The 24,482-nt window shown below is 64.6% G+C and carries 20 protein-coding genes and 1 riboswitch; of the genes, 15 read left to right on the top strand and 5 right to left on the bottom strand.

The window, feature by feature from the left end:
• The first annotated feature begins 4 nt into the window (after positions 1-4).
• The 5 genes from cobN to cobJ are packed head-to-tail and all read left to right on the top strand — an operon-like array spanning position 5 to position 6,896.
• Entirely contained in the window at positions 5-3,433 is a 3,429-nt protein-coding gene (gene cobN, locus W911_RS06965) for a cobaltochelatase subunit CobN (RefSeq protein ID WP_023786828.1), read from the top strand.
• Positions 3,430-4,743, top strand: coding sequence for a precorrin-3B synthase (cobG, locus tag W911_RS06960; RefSeq protein ID WP_023786827.1), 1,314 nt, complete (start codon positions 3,430-3,432; stop codon positions 4,741-4,743). The genes cobN and cobG overlap by 4 nt, the downstream gene beginning before the upstream one ends.
• A 4-nt stretch (positions 4,744-4,747) precedes the next feature.
• A complete protein-coding gene (locus W911_RS06955; RefSeq protein ID WP_023786826.1) occupies positions 4,748-5,380 on the top strand; it encodes a precorrin-8X methylmutase in 633 nt (210 codons plus the stop codon).
• Positions 5,377-6,135: a precorrin-2 C(20)-methyltransferase gene (locus tag W911_RS06950; RefSeq protein WP_023786825.1), complete on the top strand. Its 759-nt coding sequence runs from the start codon at positions 5,377-5,379 to the stop codon at positions 6,133-6,135. Before W911_RS06955 ends, W911_RS06950 begins: the two co-directional genes overlap by 4 nt.
• Complete coding sequence (cobJ, locus tag W911_RS06945; protein WP_023786824.1) at positions 6,132-6,896, top strand: precorrin-3B C(17)-methyltransferase; 765 nt, start codon at positions 6,132-6,134, stop codon at positions 6,894-6,896. The genes W911_RS06950 and cobJ overlap by 4 nt, the downstream gene beginning before the upstream one ends.
• Here the strand turns inward: cobJ and W911_RS06940 are convergent.
• The gene (locus W911_RS06940; RefSeq protein ID WP_023786823.1) at positions 6,863-7,630 is read right to left on the bottom strand and encodes a cobalt-precorrin-6A reductase; all 768 of its coding nucleotides are present in this window, start codon (positions 7,628-7,630) and stop codon (positions 6,863-6,865) included. The genes cobJ and W911_RS06940 overlap by 34 nt on opposite strands.
• A 13-nt stretch (positions 7,631-7,643) precedes the next feature.
• On the opposite strand from W911_RS06940, the gene W911_RS06935 reads away from it, so the two are divergent.
• The 4 genes from W911_RS06935 to W911_RS06920 are packed head-to-tail and all read left to right on the top strand — an operon-like array spanning position 7,644 to position 11,357.
• The gene (locus tag W911_RS06935; protein WP_023786822.1) at positions 7,644-8,882 is read left to right on the top strand and encodes a bifunctional cobalt-precorrin-7 (C(5))-methyltransferase/cobalt-precorrin-6B (C(15))-methyltransferase; all 1,239 of its coding nucleotides are present in this window, start codon (positions 7,644-7,646) and stop codon (positions 8,880-8,882) included.
• Positions 8,876-9,262 carry a cobalamin biosynthesis protein gene (locus W911_RS06930; protein WP_023786821.1) on the top strand — a complete coding sequence of 129 codons (387 nt, stop codon included), beginning with the start codon at positions 8,876-8,878 and terminating at the stop codon, positions 9,260-9,262. The genes W911_RS06935 and W911_RS06930 overlap by 7 nt, the downstream gene beginning before the upstream one ends.
• Positions 9,259-10,014, top strand: a complete 756-nt coding sequence (gene cobM, locus W911_RS06925) for a precorrin-4 C(11)-methyltransferase (RefSeq protein ID WP_023786820.1) — start codon at positions 9,259-9,261, stop codon at positions 10,012-10,014. The genes W911_RS06930 and cobM overlap by 4 nt, the downstream gene beginning before the upstream one ends.
• A complete protein-coding gene (locus W911_RS06920) occupies positions 10,014-11,357 on the top strand; it encodes a cobyrinic acid a,c-diamide synthase CobB (protein ID WP_023786819.1) in 1,344 nt (447 codons plus the stop codon). Before cobM ends, W911_RS06920 begins: the two co-directional genes overlap by 1 nt.
• Here W911_RS06920 and cobF read toward each other — a convergent pair whose 3' ends face one another.
• Entirely contained in the window at positions 11,358-12,125 is a 768-nt protein-coding gene (gene cobF, locus W911_RS06915; RefSeq protein WP_023786818.1) for a precorrin-6A synthase (deacetylating), read from the bottom strand.
• Positions 12,126-12,141: 16 nt separating this feature from the next.
• Positions 12,142-12,948 (bottom strand): uroporphyrinogen-III C-methyltransferase, encoded by an 807-nt coding sequence (gene cobA / locus W911_RS06910; protein ID WP_041317817.1) that lies wholly within the window; start codon positions 12,946-12,948, stop codon positions 12,142-12,144.
• 184 nt (positions 12,949-13,132) lie between these two features.
• Positions 13,133-13,345: riboswitch (cobalamin riboswitch) on the top strand.
• 168 nt (positions 13,346-13,513) lie between these two features.
• On the opposite strand from cobA, the gene W911_RS06905 reads away from it, so the two are divergent.
• The 5 genes from W911_RS06905 to W911_RS06885 are packed head-to-tail and all read left to right on the top strand — an operon-like array spanning position 13,514 to position 19,258.
• Positions 13,514-14,335 carry a class I SAM-dependent methyltransferase gene (locus W911_RS06905; RefSeq protein WP_144083552.1) on the top strand — a complete coding sequence of 274 codons (822 nt, stop codon included), beginning with the start codon at positions 13,514-13,516 and terminating at the stop codon, positions 14,333-14,335.
• A complete protein-coding gene (locus W911_RS06900; protein WP_023786815.1) occupies positions 14,332-16,608 on the top strand; it encodes a TonB-dependent receptor in 2,277 nt (758 codons plus the stop codon). The genes W911_RS06905 and W911_RS06900 overlap by 4 nt, the downstream gene beginning before the upstream one ends.
• On the top strand, positions 16,596-17,492 hold the full coding sequence (locus W911_RS18120) for an ABC transporter substrate-binding protein (protein ID WP_023786814.1): 897 nt from the start codon (positions 16,596-16,598) through the stop codon (positions 17,490-17,492). The genes W911_RS06900 and W911_RS18120 overlap by 13 nt, the downstream gene beginning before the upstream one ends.
• Positions 17,493-17,495: 3 nt before the next feature.
• On the top strand, positions 17,496-18,479 hold the full coding sequence (locus W911_RS18115; RefSeq protein WP_023786813.1) for a FecCD family ABC transporter permease: 984 nt from the start codon (positions 17,496-17,498) through the stop codon (positions 18,477-18,479).
• A complete protein-coding gene (locus W911_RS06885) occupies positions 18,473-19,258 on the top strand; it encodes an ABC transporter ATP-binding protein (RefSeq protein WP_023786812.1) in 786 nt (261 codons plus the stop codon). Before W911_RS18115 ends, W911_RS06885 begins: the two co-directional genes overlap by 7 nt.
• Here the strand turns inward: W911_RS06885 and W911_RS06880 are convergent.
• Positions 19,255-20,988 carry an outer membrane beta-barrel protein gene (locus tag W911_RS06880; RefSeq protein ID WP_023786811.1) on the bottom strand — a complete coding sequence of 578 codons (1,734 nt, stop codon included), beginning with the start codon at positions 20,986-20,988 and terminating at the stop codon, positions 19,255-19,257. The genes W911_RS06885 and W911_RS06880 overlap by 4 nt on opposite strands.
• A gap of 447 nt (positions 20,989-21,435) precedes the next feature.
• Here W911_RS06880 and W911_RS06875 point away from each other — a divergent pair, with 447 nt between their 5' ends.
• Complete coding sequence (locus tag W911_RS06875) at positions 21,436-21,645, top strand: cold-shock protein (RefSeq protein WP_023786810.1); 210 nt, start codon at positions 21,436-21,438, stop codon at positions 21,643-21,645.
• Between the two features lie 266 nt (positions 21,646-21,911).
• Here the strand turns inward: W911_RS06875 and W911_RS17275 are convergent, their stop codons facing one another.
• Positions 21,912-24,359: an autotransporter family protein gene (locus W911_RS17275; protein WP_023786809.1), complete on the bottom strand. Its 2,448-nt coding sequence runs from the start codon at positions 24,357-24,359 to the stop codon at positions 21,912-21,914.
• Between the last annotated feature and the right edge of the window lie 123 nt (positions 24,360-24,482).

Genomic DNA, 24,482 nt, shown 5'->3' with positions numbered 1-24,482 from the left:
CCGGATGCACCTGCTAGCAGTCGAGACGGGATCGCTGGATGAAATAGACGGCGCGGTCGATCTGGGACAGACGCCCGCCGATGTCGTCGTCCTGTCGTTCAGCGACAGCGATCTCTCCGCCCTTGCCTCGGTTTGGAGCGAGAGCCCCACGCTCTTTCCCACACTACGTCTCGCAAGCCTCAAGCAGCTTCGCCACCCGATGTCGGTCGATCTCTATATCGAGCGCGTGATCGCGGGCGCGCGCCTCGTGATCGTGCGCGGCCTCGGCGGCCTCGACTACTGGCGTTATGGCTTCGAGCAGATCGCAGCAGCGGCACGGCGGCACGGCATCCACTTCATCGCATTGCCGGGCGACGACCGCCGCGATGCGCGCCTCGACGCGATCTCGACCGTTCCGCGCGATGTGCTGACCGCCTTCGAGCGTTACTTCCGCAGCGGCGGCCCCGCCAACGCGCGCAACGCATTGCTCTTTGCTGCGCAGTTGCTCGGCACGTCTACCGAAGTCGATCCGCCCGTTGCGCTTCCCGCCGCTCTGGCGCTCGACGCAAGCGGCAACCCGACAGCCCTCGAAAACGTAGAGAGCTTGTCGGGGAAACCCGTCGCGCTCGTAACGTTCTATCGGGCAAGCCTCCTCGCCGGCGACTATCGGCCCATCACCGCACTCTGCGATGCACTTGAGCAGCGCGGCCTCCGCGCGATAGCCGTCGCCGTGACGAGCTTGAAGGACGCGGACGTCGCGAACCCGGTGACGGACCTCATTGTAAGCGCCCGCCCCGACGTCATCCTCAACGCGACCGCCTTCTCCGCCATGCGCACCGACGAGACGACGCTTCTCGACGCGGCGGATTGCCCCGTGCTGCAAGTCGCCCTCGCGGGCCACCCACGCACAGCATGGGACGAAGCTTCCCGCGGCCTGTCGCCCAGCGATCTCGCGATGAACGTCGTGCTCCCGGAGCTCGACGGCCGCCTCTTTACGCGCGCCATTTCCTTCAAGAAGGATCTCGCTGCCGAGCCAGGCCTCGAATACGCGCGCATCGTGCACGAACCCGACGCGGGCCGCGTCGCACACGTAGCCGATTTAGCCGCCGCGTGGGTACGGCTGCGCCGAAAGCCGCGCGAAGAACGCATGATCGCGCTCCTGCTCTCCGATTATCCCAATCGCGCAGGCCGCACAGGATACGCCTGCGGTCTCGACACCCCCGAGAGCGTCGCGGAAATCGTCTCCGCACTCGCCACGGCGGGCTATGCGACAGGCACGGACAGCGTCGATGCGGGAAACTTGATCGCGCGGCTCGCCGGTCTTTCGGCATCCGACGCAATCGAAATTCCGGTCGCCTGGTACGTCCGCCACCTTTCCAGCTTGCCGCCCGGCGTCAGGGACGCTCTCGATGCCGCATGGGGGAAGCCGGAAGAAGATCCGGCGTTTGACGGCGAACACTTCCGCCATCCCTGCGCGCGGCACGGGAATCTTGTCGTCACCCTCCAGCCGGATCGCGGCGCGCGAAGCGACAGAAAATCGGGCTATCACGACCTCGAACTCCCGCCCCGGCACGCCTACGTCGCGCTCTACGCGTGGCTGCGCGAGCAGGAGCGCATCGACGCGCTTCTCCACATGGGCACGCACGGCACCCTCGAATGGCTGCCGGGCAAAGCGCTCGCCCTCTCCGAAACGTGCTTCCCCGAAGCCGTGCTCGGCCCTCTTCCGGTCGTCTATCCCTTCATCGTCAACAACCCCGGCGAAGCGGTGCAGGCCAAACGGCGCATCTCCGCCGTAACCATCGGCCACATGACGCCGCCGCTGTGCGAAGCCGGGCTCGAAGGCCCGCTCGGAGAGCTGGAAGGCCTGATCGAGGAATATGCCGAAGCAGACGGCGTCGACCGCCGACGCATCGTCATCCTGGAGCAAGAAATCCTGGATCGAGCCTGGCGCTCAGGCCTCGCCAAGGATTGCGGCCTCGAAAAGAGCGATCCGCCGCGAGAGGCCGTCGCCAAGCTCGACGCCCAGCTCTGCGACATCAAGGATCTCGCCATCCGCGACCACCTGCACGTCTTCGGCCGCGCGCCGTCTCCCGAATCCTGCGCTGCACTCGCCGCCGCGATTGTCCGCGCTGCGCCGGGGACCAGATCTGAAACGGTCGAGACCGCCATCGTGGACTGCGCACTCTATGAGCGTGAGGCCCTGATCGCAGCCCTCGACGGCCGTCGTGTCGCGCCTGGCCCGGCCGGCGCTCCGACGCGCGGACGACGCGACGTTCTTCCCACAGGCCGCAACCTCACGACCATCGATCCACGCGCAGTGCCGACCCGCACGGCCGCAATCGTCGGACAGCGCGCAGCCGATGAGGTCGTCCGCCGTTATCTCCAGGACCACGGCGATTATCCGCGCGCCCTGATGCTCGATCTCTGGGCCTCCGCCTCCCTGCGCACCGGCGGCGACGACCTCGCGCAGGCCCTCGCATTCCTCGGCGTGCGGCCCCAGTGGGACGATGGCTCGAACCGCGTAACCGGCATCGAGGTTCTGCCCATCGCCAAGCTGGATCGCCCCCGCATTGACGTCACGATGCGCATCTCCGGCTCCTTCCGCGATATCTTCCCCGCCCAGATCGCCCTCTTCGATCTCGCCGTGCGCCGCGTTGCCGAGCGCGACGAACCCGACGACTGGAACCCGCTCGCCGCCGCGCGGCGCAAAGGGGAAAGTCTCGCGCGCATCTTCGGCGGCGAGCCCGGCACTTATGGCGCGGGCGCTGCGTCCGCCGCGCTCGACGGTGCATGGGGCGCACGCAGCGATCTCGCCACCGCCTATCTCGAAGCATCCTCCCACGTTTACGGCGCAGACGACGCCGAGCGCGTCGCGCCGGAAGAGTTCGAAGACCGCATCGCAGCCACCGACGCGCTCGTTCACCCGCAGGACGACCGCGAGCGCGATCTTTTGGACGGCGACGGCGTGGCCGACTTCGCGGGCGGTTTCGCCGCTGCCGCCGCCGAGATGGGCCGCAGTCCGGCGCTTTATCACCTCGACACGAGCCAGCCCGAGGCCCCTCGTGCACGCACCATCGAGCAAGAGATCGTCCGTATCGTTCGTGGCCGGCTCACCAACCCGCGCTGGCTCGACGGCATGATCGGCCATGGCCACCGTGGCGTGGCCGAAATCGCGCAAGGCGTGGATGCGCTCTACGCCTTCGCCGCCACCGCCGGCATCGTCGGAGACCAGCTTTTCGATGCCGTGCACGACAGCATCCTCGCGGACGAAGAACGCCTCGCCACTCTGCGCGAACTCAACGCACCCGCCATGCACGCCATCGCGGCACGCCTAGAGGACGCGATCCGTCGACAGCTCTGGACACCGCGCCGCAACGCCGTCCATGCCGAGCTTGCTCACGTGCTCGGCGCACAAAGCTTGGCCCAACGCTCGAATGCCGAGGCCGCGCCGTGAGCGCGTATCCGCCAGCGAAGATGGACACGACGGCTGCCGAACCGGCGACCGTCAAAGGATGGTGCCCCGGCGCCCTGCGCCCCATGCTGACAGGCGATGGCCTGATCGTGCGCGTTCGCCCGCGCTGCGGAACGCTCACCTCGGCGCAAATGACCGCCCTAGCCGACATCGCGCGAAACTATGGCAACGGCCTGATCGACCTGACGCGTCGCGCCAACCTGCAGCTTCGCGGCATCGACGAACACCGCATCGCCGACGTTTGGAAAGCGCTCTCAGAGATCGGCCTCACAGACGCGAGCGCCGAAGCGGAATCCGTCCGCAACGTCATGGTGAGCCCACTCTCGGGATTAGATCCGTCCGAATGCCTCGACGTCCGCCCGCTCGCTGCCGCCCTCGAAAAGGCGCTCGCAGAAACACCCAGCCTTTGGGCGCTCCCTGGCAAATTCGGATTTGCGGTGGACGGCGGCGGGGCACTTCCCCTGGACAACGAACGCGCCGACATCCGGTTGCGCGCAATCCACGCGGAAACGCAGCCGCAAATCGCGCTCGGTCTCGACACCCCGAGCGGCACGCAATGGATGCGACAGCTCGATCCGAACCGCGCCGCTCACAGCGCTGCTAGCTTGGCCGAAGCGTTCTTGCGCGCGCACAAGCCCTCACCGCGCGCACGGATGCGCGACCTCGACCCAAAAGCCCTCTCCGCCCTGCAAAACGCCGTGATCGACGAAGGTTTGCCGCCAGATCGAACGCCGCTGCCCAACGGCACCGCCACAGCCCGCGTCGGTGCGATACAAATCCGCCAGCGGATCGCAGCCGTCGGCCTTGGCGCGCCGCTGGGACGCCTCACGGCCGATGCCCTCGCGGGCCTGGCAAAGGCCGCATCCCGTATCGCGAGCGACACGGTTCGCCTGTCTCCATGGCGCACACTCTACGTCTCCACGCAAAACGAAGCGGAAGCCGCATCTCTCCTCGCCTCAGGCCAGGATCTCGGCCTCGTCGTTGACCCTGGCGATCCCCTGATCGCCATCGACGCCTGCCCAGGCACGTCCGCCTGCCGCTCCGCGTGGGCCGACACGCGACACACCGCGCGGCAGATCGCCGCGCAAATGCCGCTTCCGGGGATCGGCTCCGTCCACGTGTCCGGATGCGCCAAGGGATGCGCCCGATCGCAAGCGGCCGATCTCGTCCTGGTTGCAGGCCCCGCCGGCTTCGGTATTGTCCGCCACGGCACCGCGGCCGGCACGCCGGACGCAGTCGTCGCACCGACCGCCCTTATCGACCTCCCTGCCGTTCTCAGGACCGGGATCTGAATTCATGCAACCCGACCGCGACTATCTCCGCGATGGACCGGAGATCTACCGCCATTCGTTCTCCATCATCCGCGCCGAGGCCGACCTGTCGCGCTTCGCCGGACACGCGGAAAAAGTGGCCGTCCGCATCATCCATGCGTCAGGCATGGTGGAAATCGCCTCCGACATCGTCATGTCGGACGACTTCGCGAGCGCAGGCCGCAACGCGCTGCTCGCAGGAGCGCCGATCCTCTGCGACGCGAACATGGTGGCCTATGGCGTCACGCGCAGCCGCCTGCCAGCCGGCAACGAGGTGATCTGCACACTTCAAGATTCCGAAGTGCCCGCCCTCGCTCAACGCCTGGGCACCACGCGATCCGCCGCCGCCCTCGAACTTTGGCGTCCGCATCTCGAAGGTGCCGTCGTCGCCATCGGCAACGCGCCGACCGCCCTCTTCCGCCTTCTCGAAATGCTGGACGAAGGCGCGCCACGCCCTGCCGCCATCATCGGCGTTCCCGTTGGCTTCGTCGGCGCGGCCGAATCCAAGGACGCCTTGCGCGCCGCAGCACCCTGCCCGTATCTGATCGTCACCGGCCGCAAAGGCGGCAGCGCCATGGCAGCCGCGGCGGTGAACGCACTCGCAAGCGAGACCGAATGATCTCCCTCACAGACATCGCCGGCACGGCAAAACCTGGCACGCTCTACGGCATCGGCGTCGGGCCGGGCGACGTGCGCCTGCTGACGCTCCGCGCCGCCGCCCTCATCCAATCCGTCGACATCGTGGGCTACTTCGCGAAGAAAGGCCGCCAAGGCAACGCACGCAAAATCGTGACCCCGCTGCTCGCAGCAGGCCAGCGCGAAATCAAGTTCGAATATCCTGTGACGGACGAAATCCCGGCCGACCACCCGGACTACCACGACCAGATCGGCTCGTTTTACCGCGAGATGGCCGCCACACTTGAGCAGAACCTCAAGGAGGGCCTCTCTATCGGTCTTCTCGCGGAAGGCGATCCCTTCTTCTACGGTTCCTTCATGCATATGTGGCGGCGCTTGGACGACGTCGTCCCCGTCGAGGTCGTGCCGGGCGTAACCGGCATGTCCGGCTGCTGGACCCGCGCCAACGCACCCATCGCCTGGGGCGACGACGTCCTCACCGTCGTGCCCGGAACGCTCGACGAAGAGCGCCTCAAGGATCGCCTCGCATCGTCGGATGCCGTGGTGATCATGAAGATCGGCACCAACTTCGCGAAAGTGCGCCGCGCGGTGCAGGCAGCCGGCCTTGCGGAGCGCGCCGTCTACGTCGAGCGCGGCACGATGAGCGACGAACGCATCCTCCCGCTCAACGCCTGCGAAGACGTGCCCGGCACGTACTTCTCGATGGTCATCATTCCCGGACAAGGGCGCCGGATATGACGGGCCGCCTCACAGTCGTGGGACTGGGGCCCGGTACGGCGGATCTGACGACACCGGCCGTGATCAAGGCGCTCGCTGAAGCAACCGATCTCATCGGCTACATCACCTATCTCGACCGCGCGCCCGCCGGCCCTCCCGGCCAGCGCCGCCATGCGTCCGACAATCGCGTCGAACTTGATCGCGCCCGTCACGCCCTCGCGCTCGCGGCCGAAGGTCACAACGTTGTCGTCGTCTCGGGCGGAGATCCCGGCGTCTTCGCGATGGCTGCGGCCGTGTTCGAAGCCGTAGAATCAGGCGACGCCGCATGGCGCGCGCTCGACATCCGCATCGAGCCCGGCGTGACCGCGATGCTCGCAGCGGCAGCCGAAGTCGGCGCGCCGCTCGGCGGAGACTTCTGCGCCATCTCGCTCTCGGACAACCTCAAGTCCTGGACGACCATCGAGCGCCGCCTGAAAGCGGCGGCCGAAGGCGATTTCGTGATCGCGCTTTATAATCCCGCATCCCGCGCCCGTCCCGATCAGCTCGGCAAAGCACTCGAATATGTGCGTGCATTCAAAGCGCCTGACACACCCGTCGTCTTTGTCCGCGCGGCCGGCACACCCGATGCAAAAGTGCGGATTCAAGAACTGGGCTCAGCCGACGCGGCCGGCGTCGACATGCGCACCCTCGTCCTTATCGGATCGAGCCTCACACGCAAGATCGAGCGGCCCGATGCCTTGCCCTGGATCTACACGTTGCGCTCGGAACGCGAACCGTCATGAACCCCGCCGAGCCAATCGACGGCCTCAGCGGCGCTGGCGACAAAGTTTTGCCCGGCGGTGTCCGGTCTCTCGATCATGATCACGGGAAGACCGAGCGACCGTGCGGCTTCGATCTTGGCGTAGGTTGCAGCGCCTCCGGCGTTCTTGCTCACAACCACGTCGATCTGATGAGACGTCAGCAGCTCGATTTCGTCCTGAAGCGCGAAGGGCCCTCGCGCCTGCACGAGCGTCGTATCCGGCGGCAGCGCGTCTGCCTCCGGCTGCTCGATAGCGCGGATGATATAGGCGTGCTGCGTCATGTGCCGAAACGCGCCGACGCCTTGCCGCCCGACGGCGAGGAACACGCGCCGGGGCTCCTCTCCCAGCGCGTTCGCCGCAGCCTCGATCGTTGCGGCTCCGATCCAGCGGTCACCCGTTTCCGCCACCCACGGCGGCCGCACGAGCGTACAGAGCGCCACCCCGCACGCACGCGTTGCCTTGTCCGCATTGGCCGAGATCTGCGCCGCGAATGGATGGGTTGCATCGAGCACCGCGTCGATGCGTTCCTCCGCGAGATAGGCCGCAAGCCCCTCCGCCCCGCCGAAACCGCCGACGCGATGCGCGATACCGCCTTGCTGCCGAGGATTGCGCGTCCGCCCGGCAAGCGACAGGATCGGATGAAACCTCGGATCGCTGCCGAGGCGTTCGGCGCAGGCCACCGCCTCCGTGGTGCCTCCGAGAATAAGGACGCGCATCGAGGATGGCCTCATGAACGCTAGTGGGGAACAGCAGCCGAAGAGGCGCTGGCTCGCGCTCGTCGGTATCGGAGAGGACGGCCTTGCCGGTCTTTCCGACGCCGCCAGATCGCTTGTAACCGAAGCCGAGCTGATCGTGGGCGGCAAGCGCCATCTCACCTTGGCGCACGATGCGATCCGCGGCAAGCAGCTCCCGTGGCCCAGCCCCATCGGTGATGCGTTCCCGAAGATCGCAGCCCACCGCGGCCGTCCCGTCGTGGTGCTCGCCAGCGGCGACCCGTTCTTCTACGGCATCGGCAAACAGCTCGTCGAGGTCGTTCCTGCCGACGAAATCCTGTGCCTTCCGCAGCCGTCCGCGTTCAGTCTCGCGGCGTCGCGGCTCGGATGGCCACTGCAGGATATTTCGCTGGTCACGCTGCACGGCCGCCCGCTCGAAGGCATCGTTCGGTATTTGCAGCCCGGCGCGCGCATCCTCGCGCTCTCGTGGGACGGGGAAACTCCCGCCCGCCTCGCCGCCTTGCTCACGGCGCGCGGCCTCGGCGCAGCCGCGCTCACCGTGCTCGAAGCGCTCGGCGGCCCGCGCGAACGCATTCGGACGGCCCTTGCCGGCAACTTCGACCTCGCCGGCATCGACGACTTGAACACAGTCGCCGTCGCACTCCCTGCCGACATCGCCGCACGCACGCTTGGGCTCTCAAGTGGGCTGGACGACGACCTGTTCGAAAACGACGGGCAATTGACCAAGCGCGAGATCCGCGCTGTCACGCTTTCCTCGCTCGCGCCACATCCAGGCGAACTCTTGTGGGACATCGGTCTCGGCGCAGGCTCCATTGCCATCGAATGGCTGCTCCGCCACCCCGCGATGCGCGCCATCGGGATCGAAGAACGGACCGAGCGCGCACAGCGCGCCGAGCGCAACGCGGCAGCCCTCGGCACGCCCGAACTCCGCATCGTTACAGGCCGCGCGCCCGCGGCCTTATCCGATCTCCCATGCCCCGATGCCGTATTCATCGGCGGCGGCATGGGTGAACCCGGTGTATTTAAAGCGGCCTGGGCGGCGCTCAAGCCCGGCGGCCGCCTCGTCGCCAACGCCGTCTCGCTCAAGACGGAGCAACGCATGCTCGATCTCCACCAAACGCTCGGCGGCGAACTTGTCCGGCTCGACATCGCCCGCACGAGCCCGATCGGCAACGAGCGCGGCTGGTCGCCCGCGCGCCCCGTGACCCACTGGCGGGTGACGAAGCCATGCTAGTGTGCGGCATCGGGTGCCGGCGCGGAACGGCGACAGAAGACATCGAGGCAGCCATTTGCCTCGCGCGCAACGCCTTCATCCGCACCGAGGACATTGCTGTGATCGCCACGGAAACGTCGAAAGCAAACGAGCCCGGCATATGCGAGACCGCGCATCGGCTCGGCGTAACGCTCGTCTCATTCACGACGGACGAATTCCAAAGCGTCGCGAGCCGCATTTTGACGGTCTCTCCCGCAGCGCTCAAGCATAAGAGCACGCCATCCGTCGCCGAAGCCGCAGCCCTCCTTGCCGGTGGCGCGAACGCGCGCCTGCTGGGCCCGCGCGTTTTCAACGCCACCACCACCTGCGCCTTCGCAGTCGTCGACGGAGATCTGCGATGACCGTGCATTTCATCGGCGCGGGGCCGGGCGCTCCCGATCTTATCACCGTACGCGGCCGCAACCTCATCGCCGCCTGCCCGGTCTGCCTCTACGCGGGATCGCTCGTTCCGAAAGAGCTGCTGGAGCACTGCCCTGCGAACGCGCGCATCGTCGACACGGCCCCGCTCTCGCTGGACGAGATCGTCGCGGAAATCGCGACAGCCCACGCCGCCGGCCAAGACATCGCACGCCTGCACTCCGGAGACCTCTCGATCTGGAGCGCAACCGGCGAGCAGATCCGCCGTCTCGATGCTCTCGGCATTCCCTACACCATGACGCCAGGCGTCCCCTCCTTCGCCGCGGCAGCAGCCGCTCTGGGTCAGGAGCTCACGCTGCCGGAAGTCGCCCAGTCGCTCGTGCTGACCCGCACCTCCGGCCGCGCGTCCGCCATGCCGTCCACGGAAACGCTCTCCGCATTTGCCGCCACGCACACGACGCTTGCAATCCACCTGTCGATCCAGAGCGTGAAGCGCGTCGTCGAAGAGCTTATGCCGTTCTACGGCGCGGACTGTCCGGCCGTCGTCGTCGCGAAGGCGAGTTGGCCGGATCAGGAAATCATCCGCGAAACGCTCGGCACCATCGCCGCGGCGGTCGAGGAAAGCGGCATAGACCGCACCGCGCTCATCCTCGTCGGCCCGTCGCTCGCCTGCCGCGATTTCCGCGAGAGCGCGCTCTACAGCGTCGATTATCAGCGGCGATACCGGGGGCGCTGATGTCGTCCATCGCAAAACGTCCCCGCGGCATCGTCGTCGCCGCGCCGAGTTCCGGCTCAGGAAAAACGACGGTGACGCTCGGCCTCCTTGCCGCATTGCGTAAAGCAGGCGTCGTCGTTCAGCCGTTCAAGACAGGCCCGGACTACATCGACACCGGACACCATGCACGCGCGGCAGGGCGGCCGAGTTTCAATCTCGACACCTGGGCCATGCCGCAGGACCTGATCGCGAGCATCGTCTCTCGGACGGCAGCATCCGCCGACATCTCCATCGCGGAAGGCGTCATGGGGCTGTTCGATGCCGGCCCCAGCCGTGGCCTGTCGGGCAATGGCGCCACCGCCGATCTCGCGGCCCTGCTCGGCTGGCCCGTCGTGCTCGTTCTCGACGTCTCCGGGCAGACGGAAACCGCAGCCGCCCTCGCGCTCGGCTGCGCCACCTATCGGCCGGACGTTCGTATCGCGGGCGTCATCCTCAATCAGGTCGCGAGTGAACGGCATGAAGCTTTGATCCGCCCCGGCTTCGAACGGATCGACCTGCCAATCTTTGGCTCGCTGCGCCGCACGGACAAGATCCACCTGCCCGAGCGGCACCTGGGCCTCGTCCAAGCGGACGAACATGCCGACTATAAAAATCGCATCGCACACCTGGCCGACATCGTCGCCGTATCGATGGATCTCGATGCCATCGTCACCGCCGCAAGCGAGGCGGCCATTCCGCAGGCATCGGACACGACGCGCACCCCCGCCGTGAATCCGCCCGGTCAACGCATCGCCATCGCGCAGGATGCGGCCTTCTCGTTCACCTACAATCATATCCTGCAAGGCTGGCGCGACGCAGGCGCGGAGATCATATCGTTTTCGCCCCTCGCCGACGAAGCGCCGCCCTCGGAGGCCGACACCGTCTGGCTCCCTGGCGGATACCCGGAACTGCACGCAGGTCAACTCGCAGCCGCATCGCGCTTCATGAGCGGATTGAAAGCCCTTGCCGGGAAATCCGTGCCCATCCATGGCGAATGCGGCGGGTACATGGTTCTGGGCCAAGGCATCGAGGATGCGAACGGCGAGCGTCACGCGATGAGTGGCCTGCTCATGGCCGAGACCTCGTTCCGGCAACGCAAGCTCCACCTCGGTTATCGCCGCGCCACGCTGCTCGATGACTGCGCGCTTGGAAACAAGGGCACCACGCTCTACGGCCACGAATTCCACTACGCGACACTCGTCGCCGACACCGGCAAACCGCTTCTCGACATGGAAGACGGATCTCGGGCAAGTCAGACGGCCGGCTCACGGAACGGAAGCGTGACCGGCTCGTTTTTCCACCTTCTCTCCGCATCCCGCGTTTGATCAATCCGGCCGGCTTCGGCGCAGGAGATAAATATCCATGATCCAGCCGCTCGCGGCCTTCTCCTGGGCGCGTATCCGCTCGATCTCGTCGATAACGTCCGTGAGCTTGCCCGACACGAGCCGCTCCCGCGGCGTGCCGAGCAAAGCTCCCCAATAGATTTCGACATCCTCGCGTGCTGCCGCCCTCAACCCGTCGCCACGGTCAAGCATCACGACAATGCTGTCCGCCGCTTCCGGCCATCCGCGCTCCGCAAGCTCGCGACCCGTCGTCACCATCACCGATCCGCCGATGGTATTGAGGATCAGCCCATGCCGCGCAGCCAGCGCTTGAACGCTGCTGATGCCCGGAATGACCTCGATCTCGAACGCAAAGCGGCGCTCCTCGCGCACGAGATCGATCAGACGCAGCGTGCTGTCGTAAAGGCTCGGGTCGCCCCAAACGAGAAACGCACCGCATTCGCCATCCGCGACTTCGCTCACGATCCGCTCGACCAGTTTCTCGGCGCGCGCGCGGTGCCACGCCTCGACGCCCCGCTTGTAGCCGTGCGGCTGCGGATCTCGCATCGGATCGTCGATCGACACGAACCGATAGTCGTCGTTCTCGATAAACCGCTCGCAGATCTCCTGACGCAACGCGACGAGATCGCTTTTCGCCTCCCCCTTGTCGAAGACGAAGAACACGCGGGCTCTATTCAAGGCGTCGATAGCCTGAACGGTCACGTACTCCGGACTACCGGCTCCGATTCCAATGACGAGCAACTTTCTCATGACATCATCTCGCGCATTATCCTGCCGACGACTGCCAGGAGAGCAGAAGGCCGCGCAGATCCTGCCGCATCGTCACGATCTTTCCGATCACGACAATTGCGGGCGCCGAAAAGCTATGGGCCGCTGCGTCCGAAACCACGGCGCCAAGCGTCGTCTCGATGATGCGTTCACGCTCCGTCGTCGCGTTCTCGATGATGGCGGCGGGCGTATCGTCCGCCAATCCGCCACGCTGAAACGCCGCCGCGATCTCGGCCAGACGCGCCATGGCCATGAAAAGGATGATCGGCTGTCCGGTGCGAGCAAGCGTCTCCCATTCGGCAGCCGTCTCGTCGTCGACAACGCGGTGCCCAGTCGCAAGGATAACGGCATGATTGATCGTACGAACCGTTGCCGGAATGCCTGCAAGGGCGAGGCCCGCAAGCCCCGATGGAAGACCAGGCACGATCCTGACCGAACGCCCGGCCTGCACGAGCGCGCGCATTTCCTCGGCTCCACGGCCGAAGACGAACGGATCGCCACCTTTGAGGCGCACGATGCGCCGGCCCAGCCGCGCACTTTCGATCAGCGCGTCGTTGATGTCGTCCTGATGCGGTGACACCGTCCCACCCCGCTTGCCCACAGGCGTAAGAATAGCGTTCGGCTTCGCAAGGCGAAGGACGCGCGTATCCAGCAGCGCGTCGTAAAAAATCTCGTCGGCCTGACCGAGGGCGTGCACAGCTAAAAGCGTAAGCAGGCGCGGATCGCCGGGCCCGGCACCTACCAGCCAGATCTCCCCGGACGCGAACTCGGGAAACGCCAAAGCACAATCTGCGAGAGGATCCATTTTCCAACCGGCGCCGGCATCGCGGATGCGGATGCTTACGCGCCGTTCAATCGCAATGCGGCCTTGCGAGTCAAGGAGTTGCTGCCGACGCGAACCCACTCCGCTGTTGTGGCCGGATTGCTCCATGCACGCCTATTTCTGCCGTGAGGCATCCTACTTGCTTGACAGGAAACGGAGAGATGGGCTTGCCTGTCGCTGCTCAGGTTCTACGGCGCATGCGCTGTAGGTAGGGAATGCGGTACGCAGATCGATAATCTGCAAATCCGCAGCTGCCCCCGCAACTGTAAGCGGTGAGCTGCTTCGCACGAAGCCACTGGTGGCCATCGAGGCCGCCGGGAAGGCGCGAAGCAGCGTTATAACCGCAAGCCAGGAGACCTGCCTGAGCATGGTCGCTCTTCAACCGTGCGGGAGGCGCAGTTGATGCGGCAGCGTAGCAGCGACCGAATGTGACTTGGGGGGAACACTCGGGGCAGCTCGCGCACTATCGCTTTTTCATAGCTATTGTGTGCTCGTCGCATTTTGCGACTGACCTGGGTGTTCCGAACGGTTGTTCGGGGGCGCGACGGTGCGTGCGCAAAGCACATACGGGTTCGATAACCTATGGCACGACGGATGCCATAGGCCGGCTTCGGCCGCCGCTTTCGAGTCCATCGAAACCCACGACCCTCACGCAATCGACCCGCTCGTGCTGTACGCAACCGGCATCGGCGCATCCGATTACGTTTCGCGCATTTTCCCGCTCCTGTCCGCGCTGACAATCGGCGACCTGCTCGATGTCGGGGCCGGAGGCGGGCAACTCGGCGCAACGGTGCGCGAACGGGATCGCCGCTGGACGTGCATCGAGCCCTCGACGGCGATGCGCACGCGTCTCAGCCGTCTCGGACCATCGCTCGTCCTGCCCCATGGTTGGGAAGACGCCGACGTCGCGCCTGAAACGCACGACACCGTGCTCGCGGCAAACATTGCCGCACCGCTGACGGCCCCAAAACGCTTTCTCGAAACATGCCGCCGCTGGGCGACCCGCAACATCGTGTGGGTCGTTCCCGCGCAGAACGGACCGCGCGGTCTCTGCCTCGCCGGATGTCTCCCCGCAGAATGGCACGGCGAAGACGAGACGCCCGGCATCGACATCGTCCTCGCGCAACTCTCTCCCGAAGAGGCCCCGGCATCGATCGCCGTCGCAGACTGGACCTTCTCCCTGATCGCGACCGACGTGCCGGGCCTCGCCTCCTATCTCGCCGACCGCTTGTCCTGGACGTCGACCGACGCGCGACGCTCCGAACTCGTCGAGCATCTCACCCGGCGCGCTCGACCCGTCAGAGGCGGCTTCCGCCTCGACGTTCCCAGAAAATCTGCCGTTCTCGTTTGGAGGGACCTAAAAAAATGACACTCTATCGGATGAGCGCGCTTTTGGCGCTCTCGGTTTCCGTTGCAGCACTGCCGCAAAGCCTTCGAGCGCAGGAGCTCTCCCTCGACGAAGGCGAGAGCACCATCGTTCTCCCGGGCATCGACGTGGAACAGGCGGCCTCGCCCGCCCGCAAAGCCGGATCGCAGCAGACACGCAACCCGCAGCGCCAGAGCGGCCCGTCCGCCTCCGCCGTCGCATCCGACGAACTCGTCATCACACCGGGCGGCCGTCCGGAGGCGCGCGGCAAGGTTGCCGGAACCGTGCAGGTCATCGACCGTGGCATCATCGAGCGCTCGACCTCTCAATCCGTCACCGAACTCTTGCGGGAAAACGCCGTCGGCTTCTTCAGCGAATGGACGCCCGGCCAGACGTCCATCAACATGCGCGGCGCGGCGACAGACGGCCAGGGCAAGGATTTCCGCAGCCAGGTGCTCGTGCTCATCAACGGCCACCGTGCAGGCACGGCCAACCTGTCCAAGCTCTCGCTTGCGGACGTGGATCGCATCGAGGTCGTCCGCGGCCCCGCATCCGTCGTCTACGGCAGCCAGAACTTGGGCGGTGTCATCAACATCATCATGAAGACCGGCCGCTCCGCTCCCGGCACGCTCGTCGAAGGGCGCGTCGGCTCCTGGGACCTGTATCAGGGCAAGGTTCAGCACGGCGGAACCTCCGGAGGCGTCGACTACTACGCAGGCGTATCCGGCGGCATGCGCGACGACTATCATAGCGGCAAGGGCGGCGGCCACATGGAGAACACGGACTGGGACCGCCGCGGCGCGACCGGCTCTCTCGGCTACCAGATCAATCCCAATCACCGCCTCGAATTCAACGCACGCACCGACGGCGTCTATGACGTGGGCTTCCGCGGCTCCGCCGCCAACCACTTCGCCCGCGACGACCGCTCCAACAAGTCTGCCGACGCGAGCTATTACGGCCGCACGTCGGACGGCGTGTTCAACTGGTTCCTGCAGAGCTACATCGTCGAGGACGTCGACAATTTCAAATGGGCCTCGCCAAGCTCCGCCGGAACGTCGCTCGACCACAACCGCCGCGAGCTCGACATCTTCGGCACGCGCGTTCAGCCCCGCGTGCGTCCGTGGGAGGGCCACGAGTTGCTTCTCGGCTGGGATTGGGAGCAGAGCACGCTTCGCTCCGAGCGCGTGCGTGTCGGCCTCGGCGGCGCACCGATCGGACAAGTCCCGCCGCAGGACAACAACCAGACAGACCGCGTGCACGGCTTCTATTTCGAGGACTCGCAATCGTTCTTCAACGACGTTCTCGGCCTGCGCGGCGGCATGCGCTACACAACCGGCACGACGAGCTTCGATCCCACGCCGCACTACCGCGATCAGGTGAACACATCGCAGGACTACGACGCGCTCACCTATTCGTTCGGCGGCACGCTCGCGATCACGGAGGGAATCATTCTGCGTGCCGGAACGTCAACCGGCTTCCGCGCGCCGACCGCAACCGAACTCGCGGCCGCGACGACGAACCTCAACGGAACGCGCGCTTTCGGAAATCCCAACCTCGACCCCGAGACCAACGAGCAGATCGAGGTCGGCGCCAACATCTCCGGCTGGCTCGGAACGATCGATTTGGCGCTGTTCCAGAACGTCATCTCGGATCGCATCACCACGCGCCAGCGCCCGGGCGTCGCGCCGCAGACATCCGATTACATCAATAACCCCGGCGACATCGAGGTGCGGGGTATCGAGATCGGCTTCGACGCAAACCTCATGCGTCTGATCGGAACCGAACAGAGCACCTGGCGCTGGAACCTGTTCTCGAACGGCTATTACCACTTCGATATGGTCGACAAGGGTGCGCCCGCCACTGCGAACACCGATAAAGTCCAGCGCATGTACGAGTACGAGACCTCGATCGGCACTCGCTTCGGACAGTCGGGCGCGGGCGTGCGGGACTGGTCGCTGCAGATCGTCGGCCTCCTGCGCGGACCGATGTGGTATGATACCGAAGAGGCTTTGCTGATCCCGCTCGGCGAACCGAGAAACACCTTCATCCACCGCAAAGATCCTTTCTGGGTCTGGAACATCCGCGGTGATATCGAGCTGACCGAAGGACTGAAGCTCTTCGCCGGCGTCAACAATCTGTTCGATGTCAACGAGCATCCCATCTTCATCGCAACCGATACCCAGCCATGCATTGCCAATCCTGCGTCTCAAAACGGCGGCTGCGGCACCTCCATGCCCGGCCGGGAATTCGTCGCCGGCTTGCAATGGCGCTGGTAAAGTACATCGTCGCCGCCGCACTCGTGGCGGCGACGATCCCTTTCGGCGGAGCCTCCGCCGAGCCCGTTTCCATCGTCGATGCGCTCGGCCGCAAGGTCGTGATCCCGGCGCCACCCAAGCGCATTGTCACCGTCTTTTCGTCGAACACCGAGCTCGTCGCCGCACTTGGTCTCGCCGACCGCATCGTCGGCATCGACGCGATGACGCGCTATCCGCCCGAGATCGTCGCCAAGCCCCACGTCGGCGGGCGTCTCGGCTTCTCCGTCGATGCCGTCGTTGCGCAGCGGCCGGACCTCGTCATCGTCACCCCAGCCCGCCAAGCCGCCAACCAGCTCGTCGAACCGATGCGGCGCATCGGCATTCCCGTCATTGTTCTCACCTCACGCACGATGGCCGAGGTCATCGCCAACCTGCGCCTCGTTGGAAAGGCCGCAAGCCAATCCGAAAACGGCGAGGCCGTCGCACGCGCGATGGAAGTCCGAATCGCCACCGTCCAGAAAGAGAACGCTGGCCGCACGCGCCCGCGCGTCGTGATGATAACGGGGCAGCTCGGCAACGGCCTCATGCTTGTCGCGCGGCCCAACACATACACAGGCGACGCGATGCGCATTGCCGGAGCGGACTTCGCCTTGCCGACCTTACGAACACTGGCTCAGGTCTCGCCGGAAGCCATTCTGGCGTCCGCGCCGGATGTCGTGCTATTCGCAGGCCGGAAGGAGGATTTCGACGATCTCCTGACCCGCCCCGGATGGCGCGATCTCCCGGCAGTGCGCCGAGGCCGCACCTGGATCGTCCCGCGCGCCGAGTGGCTCATTCCCGGCCCCCGCACCGTCGACGGCATCGAACGCCTCGCCGAGCGCCTGCGTCAGCCCGAAGGTTCATAAGCGATGCGCTATTGGCTGACCCTCCTCGCCTTCGTCCTCGTCGCGATTGCCATCGGGGCCTGCGCCGGGCACACCTGGGTGACACCCGCATCGGTGCTGCGCGCCATCGCCGGCGAGACTTCGATAGAAAGCGCGCTGCTGTTCGAATGGCGCCTTCCCCGCGTCGTCGCCGCGGCTCTCGTCGGCGCACTTCTTGGCCTCGGCGGCGCAGTGTTTCAGGGCGTATTCCGCAATCCTCTGGCCGAACCTTACCTTCTGGGCTCCGCCGGCGGCGCGGCACTCGGCGCCACCATCGCATTGCTGGTCCCGCTCGCCGTGTCTCAGGCGTTCTCGCTGCCGATCCTGGCCTTCATCGGCGCATGGGGCGCAACGCTCCTCGTTATCGGAGTTTCGCGCGCCGCGGGCGCCCTCGACGTTCCGACGCTCTTGCTTTCCGGCGTCGCGGTGTCGGCTGTGCTCGGCGCGCTGCGCTCCTTTCTCATGCTCGCGCTGTCCGACGAAACCGTGAGCCTCCAGGTCGTGTTGAGCTGGGTGCTGGGCGGCATGCAGACACCCACATGGATCGGCGTCGGTGGCCTCGCGGTCGTGACGGCCATCGCGCTCGCCGCATGTCTCGCGCTTGCCTCGGGCCTCGATAAACTTGGCCTTGGCGAAACGATGGCGACCGCCTTCGGAATGGATGTCAGCCGCTTCGTCGCCCTTGCGGTGCTCGTCGGCTCGGCAACGGTTGCAGCCTCCGTCACCGTCGGCGGATTGGTCGGATTCGTCGGCCTTGCCGCGCCTCACATCGCGCGCTGGCGCCTGGGTCCGCTACACCGCTCGGTGATCCCGGCATCCGCCGCTATCGGCGCAGGCATCGTCGCCCTCGCAGACGCCATCGCACGGTCCGCGCTGCCCCCGGCCGAAATCCCGCTCGGCCTGGTGACAGCCGTTGCAGGCGGCCCGTTCTTTCTCTTCCTCCTGGCAAGGAGTAGGAAAAAATGGTGAGCCTCGCCGCCGAAGCCGTATCCGTCATACGCTCGGAACGCCTTCTCCTTGATGGCGTGAGTTTCGCGACCGGCGACACCGGCTCGATAGCGATCATCGGGCCGAACGGCGCCGGAAAATCGACGTTGCTCAAAGTTCTTGCCGGCCTTGAGCCTCCCACCGAAGGTGCCGTAACACTCGACAGAAAATCTCTGGCCGATCTGCCAGCGGCGCACCGCGCCCAAGCGATTGGATACGTGCCCCAACACTTCAATCCGCACTGGGATATTCGCGTCCGCGACCTCATGCGCATCGCACTCGAACGCGCGCGCCTCCCGAACATCCTGTCCGCCTTGGATCGCAGTCTTTCAGAGCACGATCTCGAAGCGTTCCGCGACCGCTGGTGGTCCACGCTCTCCGGCGGAGAACGCAGTCGTGTTCTCCTCGCCATGGTCGTCGCGACCGACCCGCCCATCCTCCTGGCCGACGAACCCTCGGCCAGCCTCGATCCGCGCTGCCGCCTCGACTTGATCGCCCGCATCGCGAACCACGGACAAACCGGCGTGTGCGTTGTTGTCATGCACGACATCGATCTCGCATTTCGGTATTTCGACCGCATCGTGATGATGAACGGCGGACGGATCGTAGCGGACGGATCGGCCGACAGCCTCTTCGAGCCCTCGCTTCTCGACGACATGTTCGGCGTCCGCTTTGCCCGCTCGCAGCAAGACGACTTGCGCTTTATCAGCGCTGGCTGGCCGATCGAAGGCGACAGCGACGGCAATGAGAAGCCAGGTTAATCGCCGAAGCGATACGACACCTGGCCGAAAACGCCCACGCGTTCGGTCTCGATCTTCAAGTGCTGCCTGATGGGCAAGACGGGTCCGCCGGCATCGTAAATCCGCTGCATGTGTCCGTCTTTGGTCCACATGGACCAATAGCGCGCACCAACGCCGACATTCAATCGATCCGTCATCGCATAAACCAGCATCGCCTCCATCTGCGTGCCGTAGCCATGTCCGCGCAACGGATTGATGCTGGCGATCTCAGGCGTGTTGCCGAAGTAATGCCGGTCTTCCGCATCCACCGAGACATACGGCAGAAACGCCACGTCAGCGCTCAGCGTGAAGCGGGGTGTGAGCTGGAACGCACCCGTTGCGCCGAGTCGAAGCGACTGCCACGTCGCTTCCTGCGCAATGATGGGATGACCGATAGGGGGAAGCCCCCCGCCGACATCCGCACCGACCGGCCCCAGTTGATTGGCGATCTGTATGACGCCAAGAGCCCCCATCGTCTCGCGATAATAGTTGTAGCCGACATACGCACCCAGCCGATGGCCCGGCGCACGCCACCAGTCATAACCGACGTCGATCGTACCGTACGCGGGGATGTCACCGGAAAGCTTGGGACTCAGCGTGTTCGAGTACGGAATGCTCGCCACGGTATCGCCGGGGATATTGTAGTCCTCGTCGTTCATATGACCGCCGGTGATCGAGCCCCCGCCGATGAAGCCCGCCGCGAAGACATTCCACGGCGTCGTAAGCCGCCCCGTCACTTCGCCTGTGCTGGCCGTGACATCGTCGTATGTAAGGCGCGAAACGAGCGCATGTCTCGACGCAGGCTCATTCTTTAGGAGACCGAGATCGTACTTGTGCCGTCCCCAGCTGTACCAGTAGCGCGCGCCGATCTCCAATCCATAGCCATGGTTCGCAGGTGTCGGATCGCCAAATTGCGGCACGGGCGCGGCCTCGTCGCCTTGTCCAGAAGAGGAGCCGAAGCGATAGTTGAGCCCCAGCTTGAACGTATGCAAATCGTTTGAAATCTGTCCCCGTCGGCCCGGAATCGTTTCGACGACGGCTCCCGTACTGTCGAGTACAGCGCTCGGCAAGAGACCGACCGAGCGATTGCCGAACTTCGCGTATCCGTATTCGGCGTTCAAAAACCAACTGCGGCTCAAGGCGTAATCCGCGCCAAAGCCGAGCGTCCATCCCCAGCGCGAGCGATCGTCGCTTCGGACTGTGAACGTGTTGCCCGCAGCCCCCTCCGTCATGTCGTTCGTCGCCTGATCGAGACCGCCCGCATACCAGGCCGCACCCGCCTTGCCGTAGATCACTGTGCGCCCGCTCGCGCCGAGGGCGAGACCGAGGCGCGCCGCGAGCGTACCGAACGCGTCGATATCGGTCACGCAGTTCGCGTTGACGAACGAGCCGGACAGCGCGGAGCACGTCCCCGTTCCTTCGACTCGGGGAAAGGAAACGTCGGCATCGAGGCCGTACACGACGATACCGGACTGATACGTGTAACCGGCCTGAGCGCCACCGAAGGCGCCCGACGCATGAATGGGATTGCCGAAAAGAGATCTTCCGAGCGGATCGGACACTTCACTCAGATCGGCAAGCCCGCCGAGATGCACACCGGCATAGAAGCCCGTCCAGTTGAATGGGGCATCGTCCGCCATCGCTGGTACGGAGAGAAAAAAAACAACCGCCCCCAGCAGGTGCGCCGAGCGTCCGCCAGGTCGCGCCACCATCCGCAGTCCTCCCGAAATCGCAGTCTCGAATCTCGCAAAAACGCGTTGATGTGACGCAACGTGCACCAGCCGATGCTAATGATTCGCCTGCCGGGACTCAATGTGCGGATGTCTGGGACGACGACAGGTGCGACAGGGAGGCGACGCAGAACGTCTCCGCGAGCAACGCGTATCCGCTCGAACGCGTGGGCGCTAAACTTTCCAAATAGGGTGTCTGCACGCGTGCTTTAAGAAGTTAACATATTACTGGAGCTTTCGATTTACGCCCTTGCAAACTCAAAAAATATCAATTACTTTTATTAAATCGAAATTGGCCGGAATGCGGGCCCCTGTACTCAGCTTTACTGAGTGTACGTTCATAGACCCCAAAATCGAGACGTAGAGTCGGCACCCACCTCTCGGCGCGTGTCGGCTTGTTAGCATGCATAAAATAGCATTGGAACATCCATGAAGACGGGTACGGTCAAATTCTATAATGGACAAAAAGGCTACGGCTTCATCGCTCCGGATGACGGCGGAAGCGATGTTTTTGTCCACGCAAGCGCTCTTGAGCGCGCCGGACTGCATGGTCTGAACGAAGGCCAGAAGGTCTCGTTCGACACTCAGGAAGATCGTCGCTCGGGCAAGATCGCCGTTGGCACCATCTCCGCCGACTGATCGAGGCCCGCCGACAGGCCGCTGTGTCTCTTGTTGGCCGTTCCCGCACGCGGAACGGCCAATTTTGTTTGAGTGTGGAACGCCTCTGACAAGGACATCCTCTCGCAAGGCAAATGCCCGAGCTCCCCGCCCCTCTGCGACGATCTCGACGTGCGGGACATCCGCACCGAGGCAGATGTGATGCGGGCGACAGTTCACGATCTCCGAGGGTTTCAAGCCCCTATCGCCACCAACGTAGAAGGCGCGCTCTGCCTCCTCGTTGAGACTCACCACGAAACCTGGATGCCTATTTTACCGTCATAAGCACTGCCGTGGGCGTGTTCGCCGAGGCCGACGAGATAGGACGCGTTGGCGTAGACGGCGGTCCCACCGCCTATATCTGCGGTGAAGCCGGTGTTGATCTCGAACGTCGTGCCGCCCAGATCCGCCGAGAACGGGATGAAACCGTTGGCGGGAGAGAACTGCGTCTTCGGATCGCCGAGGAACTCATACCAGAGGTTGGGGCGCACCCACGCGGTGAAGGTGGACGGGGTGCCCGGAAGACCGAAGTTCTGTGCAAAGCGAACGCCCAAACGCCCGACCAGAGAGTTCACATTGTCGTAGTGCACCTCGGCACCGACATCGGAGCCGTCATCGAGGTCGATGGTCTGATATGCGATCTGCGCCTGCGGTTCGATACTGAAGCCGCCAGGCCCAGTATAAACCGGATAGCCGCCTTCGATCGACGCACCAAATGCAACACCATCTGTTTTCATCTTCGCAATCCGCTTCGATTGCGCATCGATGTCGTACCACGAGCCCAGCAACAGCGCGTCAACGTAAGCGTTGTTCGGTGTGTGGTGCTTCCAGTAGGCGCCCCACGAATAGGCCATGAACGAATTGTCGCCCGCCTTGCCGACGCCGATATGTTGCACATCGCCCGAACCATGGCCGATAGCGAAGAATGTGCCCGCGTGGTTGCGCGAGCTGCCAATGTCGCCGTCGCGATACAAATCCATGCCGCCCTGGAAGGCCCAGAAGTCGTAGTCATACTTCGGGCCACTGCCGTAGATGCCCACCGTGCCACCGTCGCGATCGCCGCGCTGGCCAATGACGCGGGCCCACGCCGCGTTAGCCACTGCACCCGAGCCCACCTCATCCCCGCGCCGCTCGTGCAGCGTATCGAGCATGAGGCGGCCATAGAGCAGCGCCATCGCCGGCACGGCAGCATAGAGAGAAGTTTCAGCGCGATAATCAGGACGGAAGCCGGGCGCCCCGGGCGTGCTGGGAGTCTCGGGAGCACAAATCGGCGCTGAGGGATCAAGTGCGCAGTTCACGACAGAGCGGAGAAACCAGGCGTCAGGATTGCTCGCGTCCACGCTGCCGCGATGAAGCGAATATTCATAAGGACCCGCGATAACCGGCCCGGCCAACGTGAAACCGCCCGGGACGGTGGTGCCGCCATTGATCGCATCCACGACGAGAATGCCGTTGACCTGCGTAAGTGCGCCAAGCCCGCCAGCATTCGTGACGCTGAGCAACGACGTCCCCACTGCGGCGCCGCCATCGATGATCAATCGATCGGATGGCGAACCATCGCCGCCCAGGTGTGTGTTGACGTTAAACGTACCGCCTTGGCCGATGTAGTCCACCGTCGTCAGCGTCTTGAACGGCCCCGCGCTGGAGACCGGAGGTGTGAAATGCACGAGGCTGCCAGCGCCATTCGTCAGGGTCGTCACATTGGAAGAAGCGGTGATCGTCCAGTCCGTCGATTGCAGATTGACGTTCGAGATGCTGCCGAATGCCGTAATCGCTGCGCCTGTTAGAGTTGAACCCGTCGCATCCAGATCCAATGTCCCGCTGACAACTCGCAGTAGCGCACTGCCGCCAGTCAAGGTGGAGTTTGTAACCGTCGCATTTGCTGAGCCAATCGCGACATCGAACACCGCACCATCGCCGGACGATATCGTGCCATCGCTGATTGTGAAGGTGCTGTTGCCCTCTTGGTAAAACACCGATGTACCGGCGCCAGAAACGGTGATCGCGCTATTCGCGATGTTTACGACGTTGCCCACACCGCTCATATCAACGCCGTGCGAACCCGCCTCATTGGTGGTGATCGACGATCCGTTCCGCAGAGTAAGATTGGCGTTTCCGTTCAAGTCCGCGCCAAATCCGAAGGCTTGCAGCGTCGTGTTGTCGAACACAACCGACGCACTTCCAATTTCCATACCGTACGACTCGCCGACATTCACGCTGCTATCCGTGAGGGTTACGGTCGATCCGCCTAGAGAAAGGATGCCGCGCGAAAAAGGGCCCGTCGTGGTCGTGATGACCGTTCCAACGATATCGATCGTTGCATTGCTTTGCGCAGCGATGGCGACAGAATTGGCACCTGTGGTCGTAATGGTGGAACCGGCCTGAATAAAAATGTGGCTGCCGATAATCGACTGGACTGCCGTCGAAAGCGAGCCCTGCGACGTAATGAAAACCGGCGAGGTGGTTGTTATCTGTCCGTTATTCAGCGCATAGAAAACGGGAGTGCTGTTGAGGTTTAACGTGTACGTCCCAGCCGCTGTTTGGGCTGTTCCATTGGCCAAAACCTCTTGCGCTTGCGCGGATGAGGGACAGACGAGCGGAACGCCCAGAGCCGCCGATAAAAATGCGAAGGCGGCCAACGGCTCGGAGCGATACGAAAACTGCGCATGGCGGCGCTCTTGATTTCTGCTCAACATTGCGTCCCTTGAACCTCCGGCGGCGCGCGAGTTAAAATCGGCCTTTTGAACTCGGCGAACGCGCGATAACAAATGCGCAACCCACGATGAGCAGTCAGTTTCAATGAGACGATGATCCGTCGC

Origin of the sequence: Hyphomicrobium nitrativorans NL23, assembly GCF_000503895.1 — a bacterium.
Classification (GTDB): Bacteria; Pseudomonadota; Alphaproteobacteria; order Rhizobiales; family Hyphomicrobiaceae; genus Hyphomicrobium_C; species Hyphomicrobium_C nitrativorans.
This window is presented reverse-complemented; position numbering and strand designations above follow the sequence as displayed.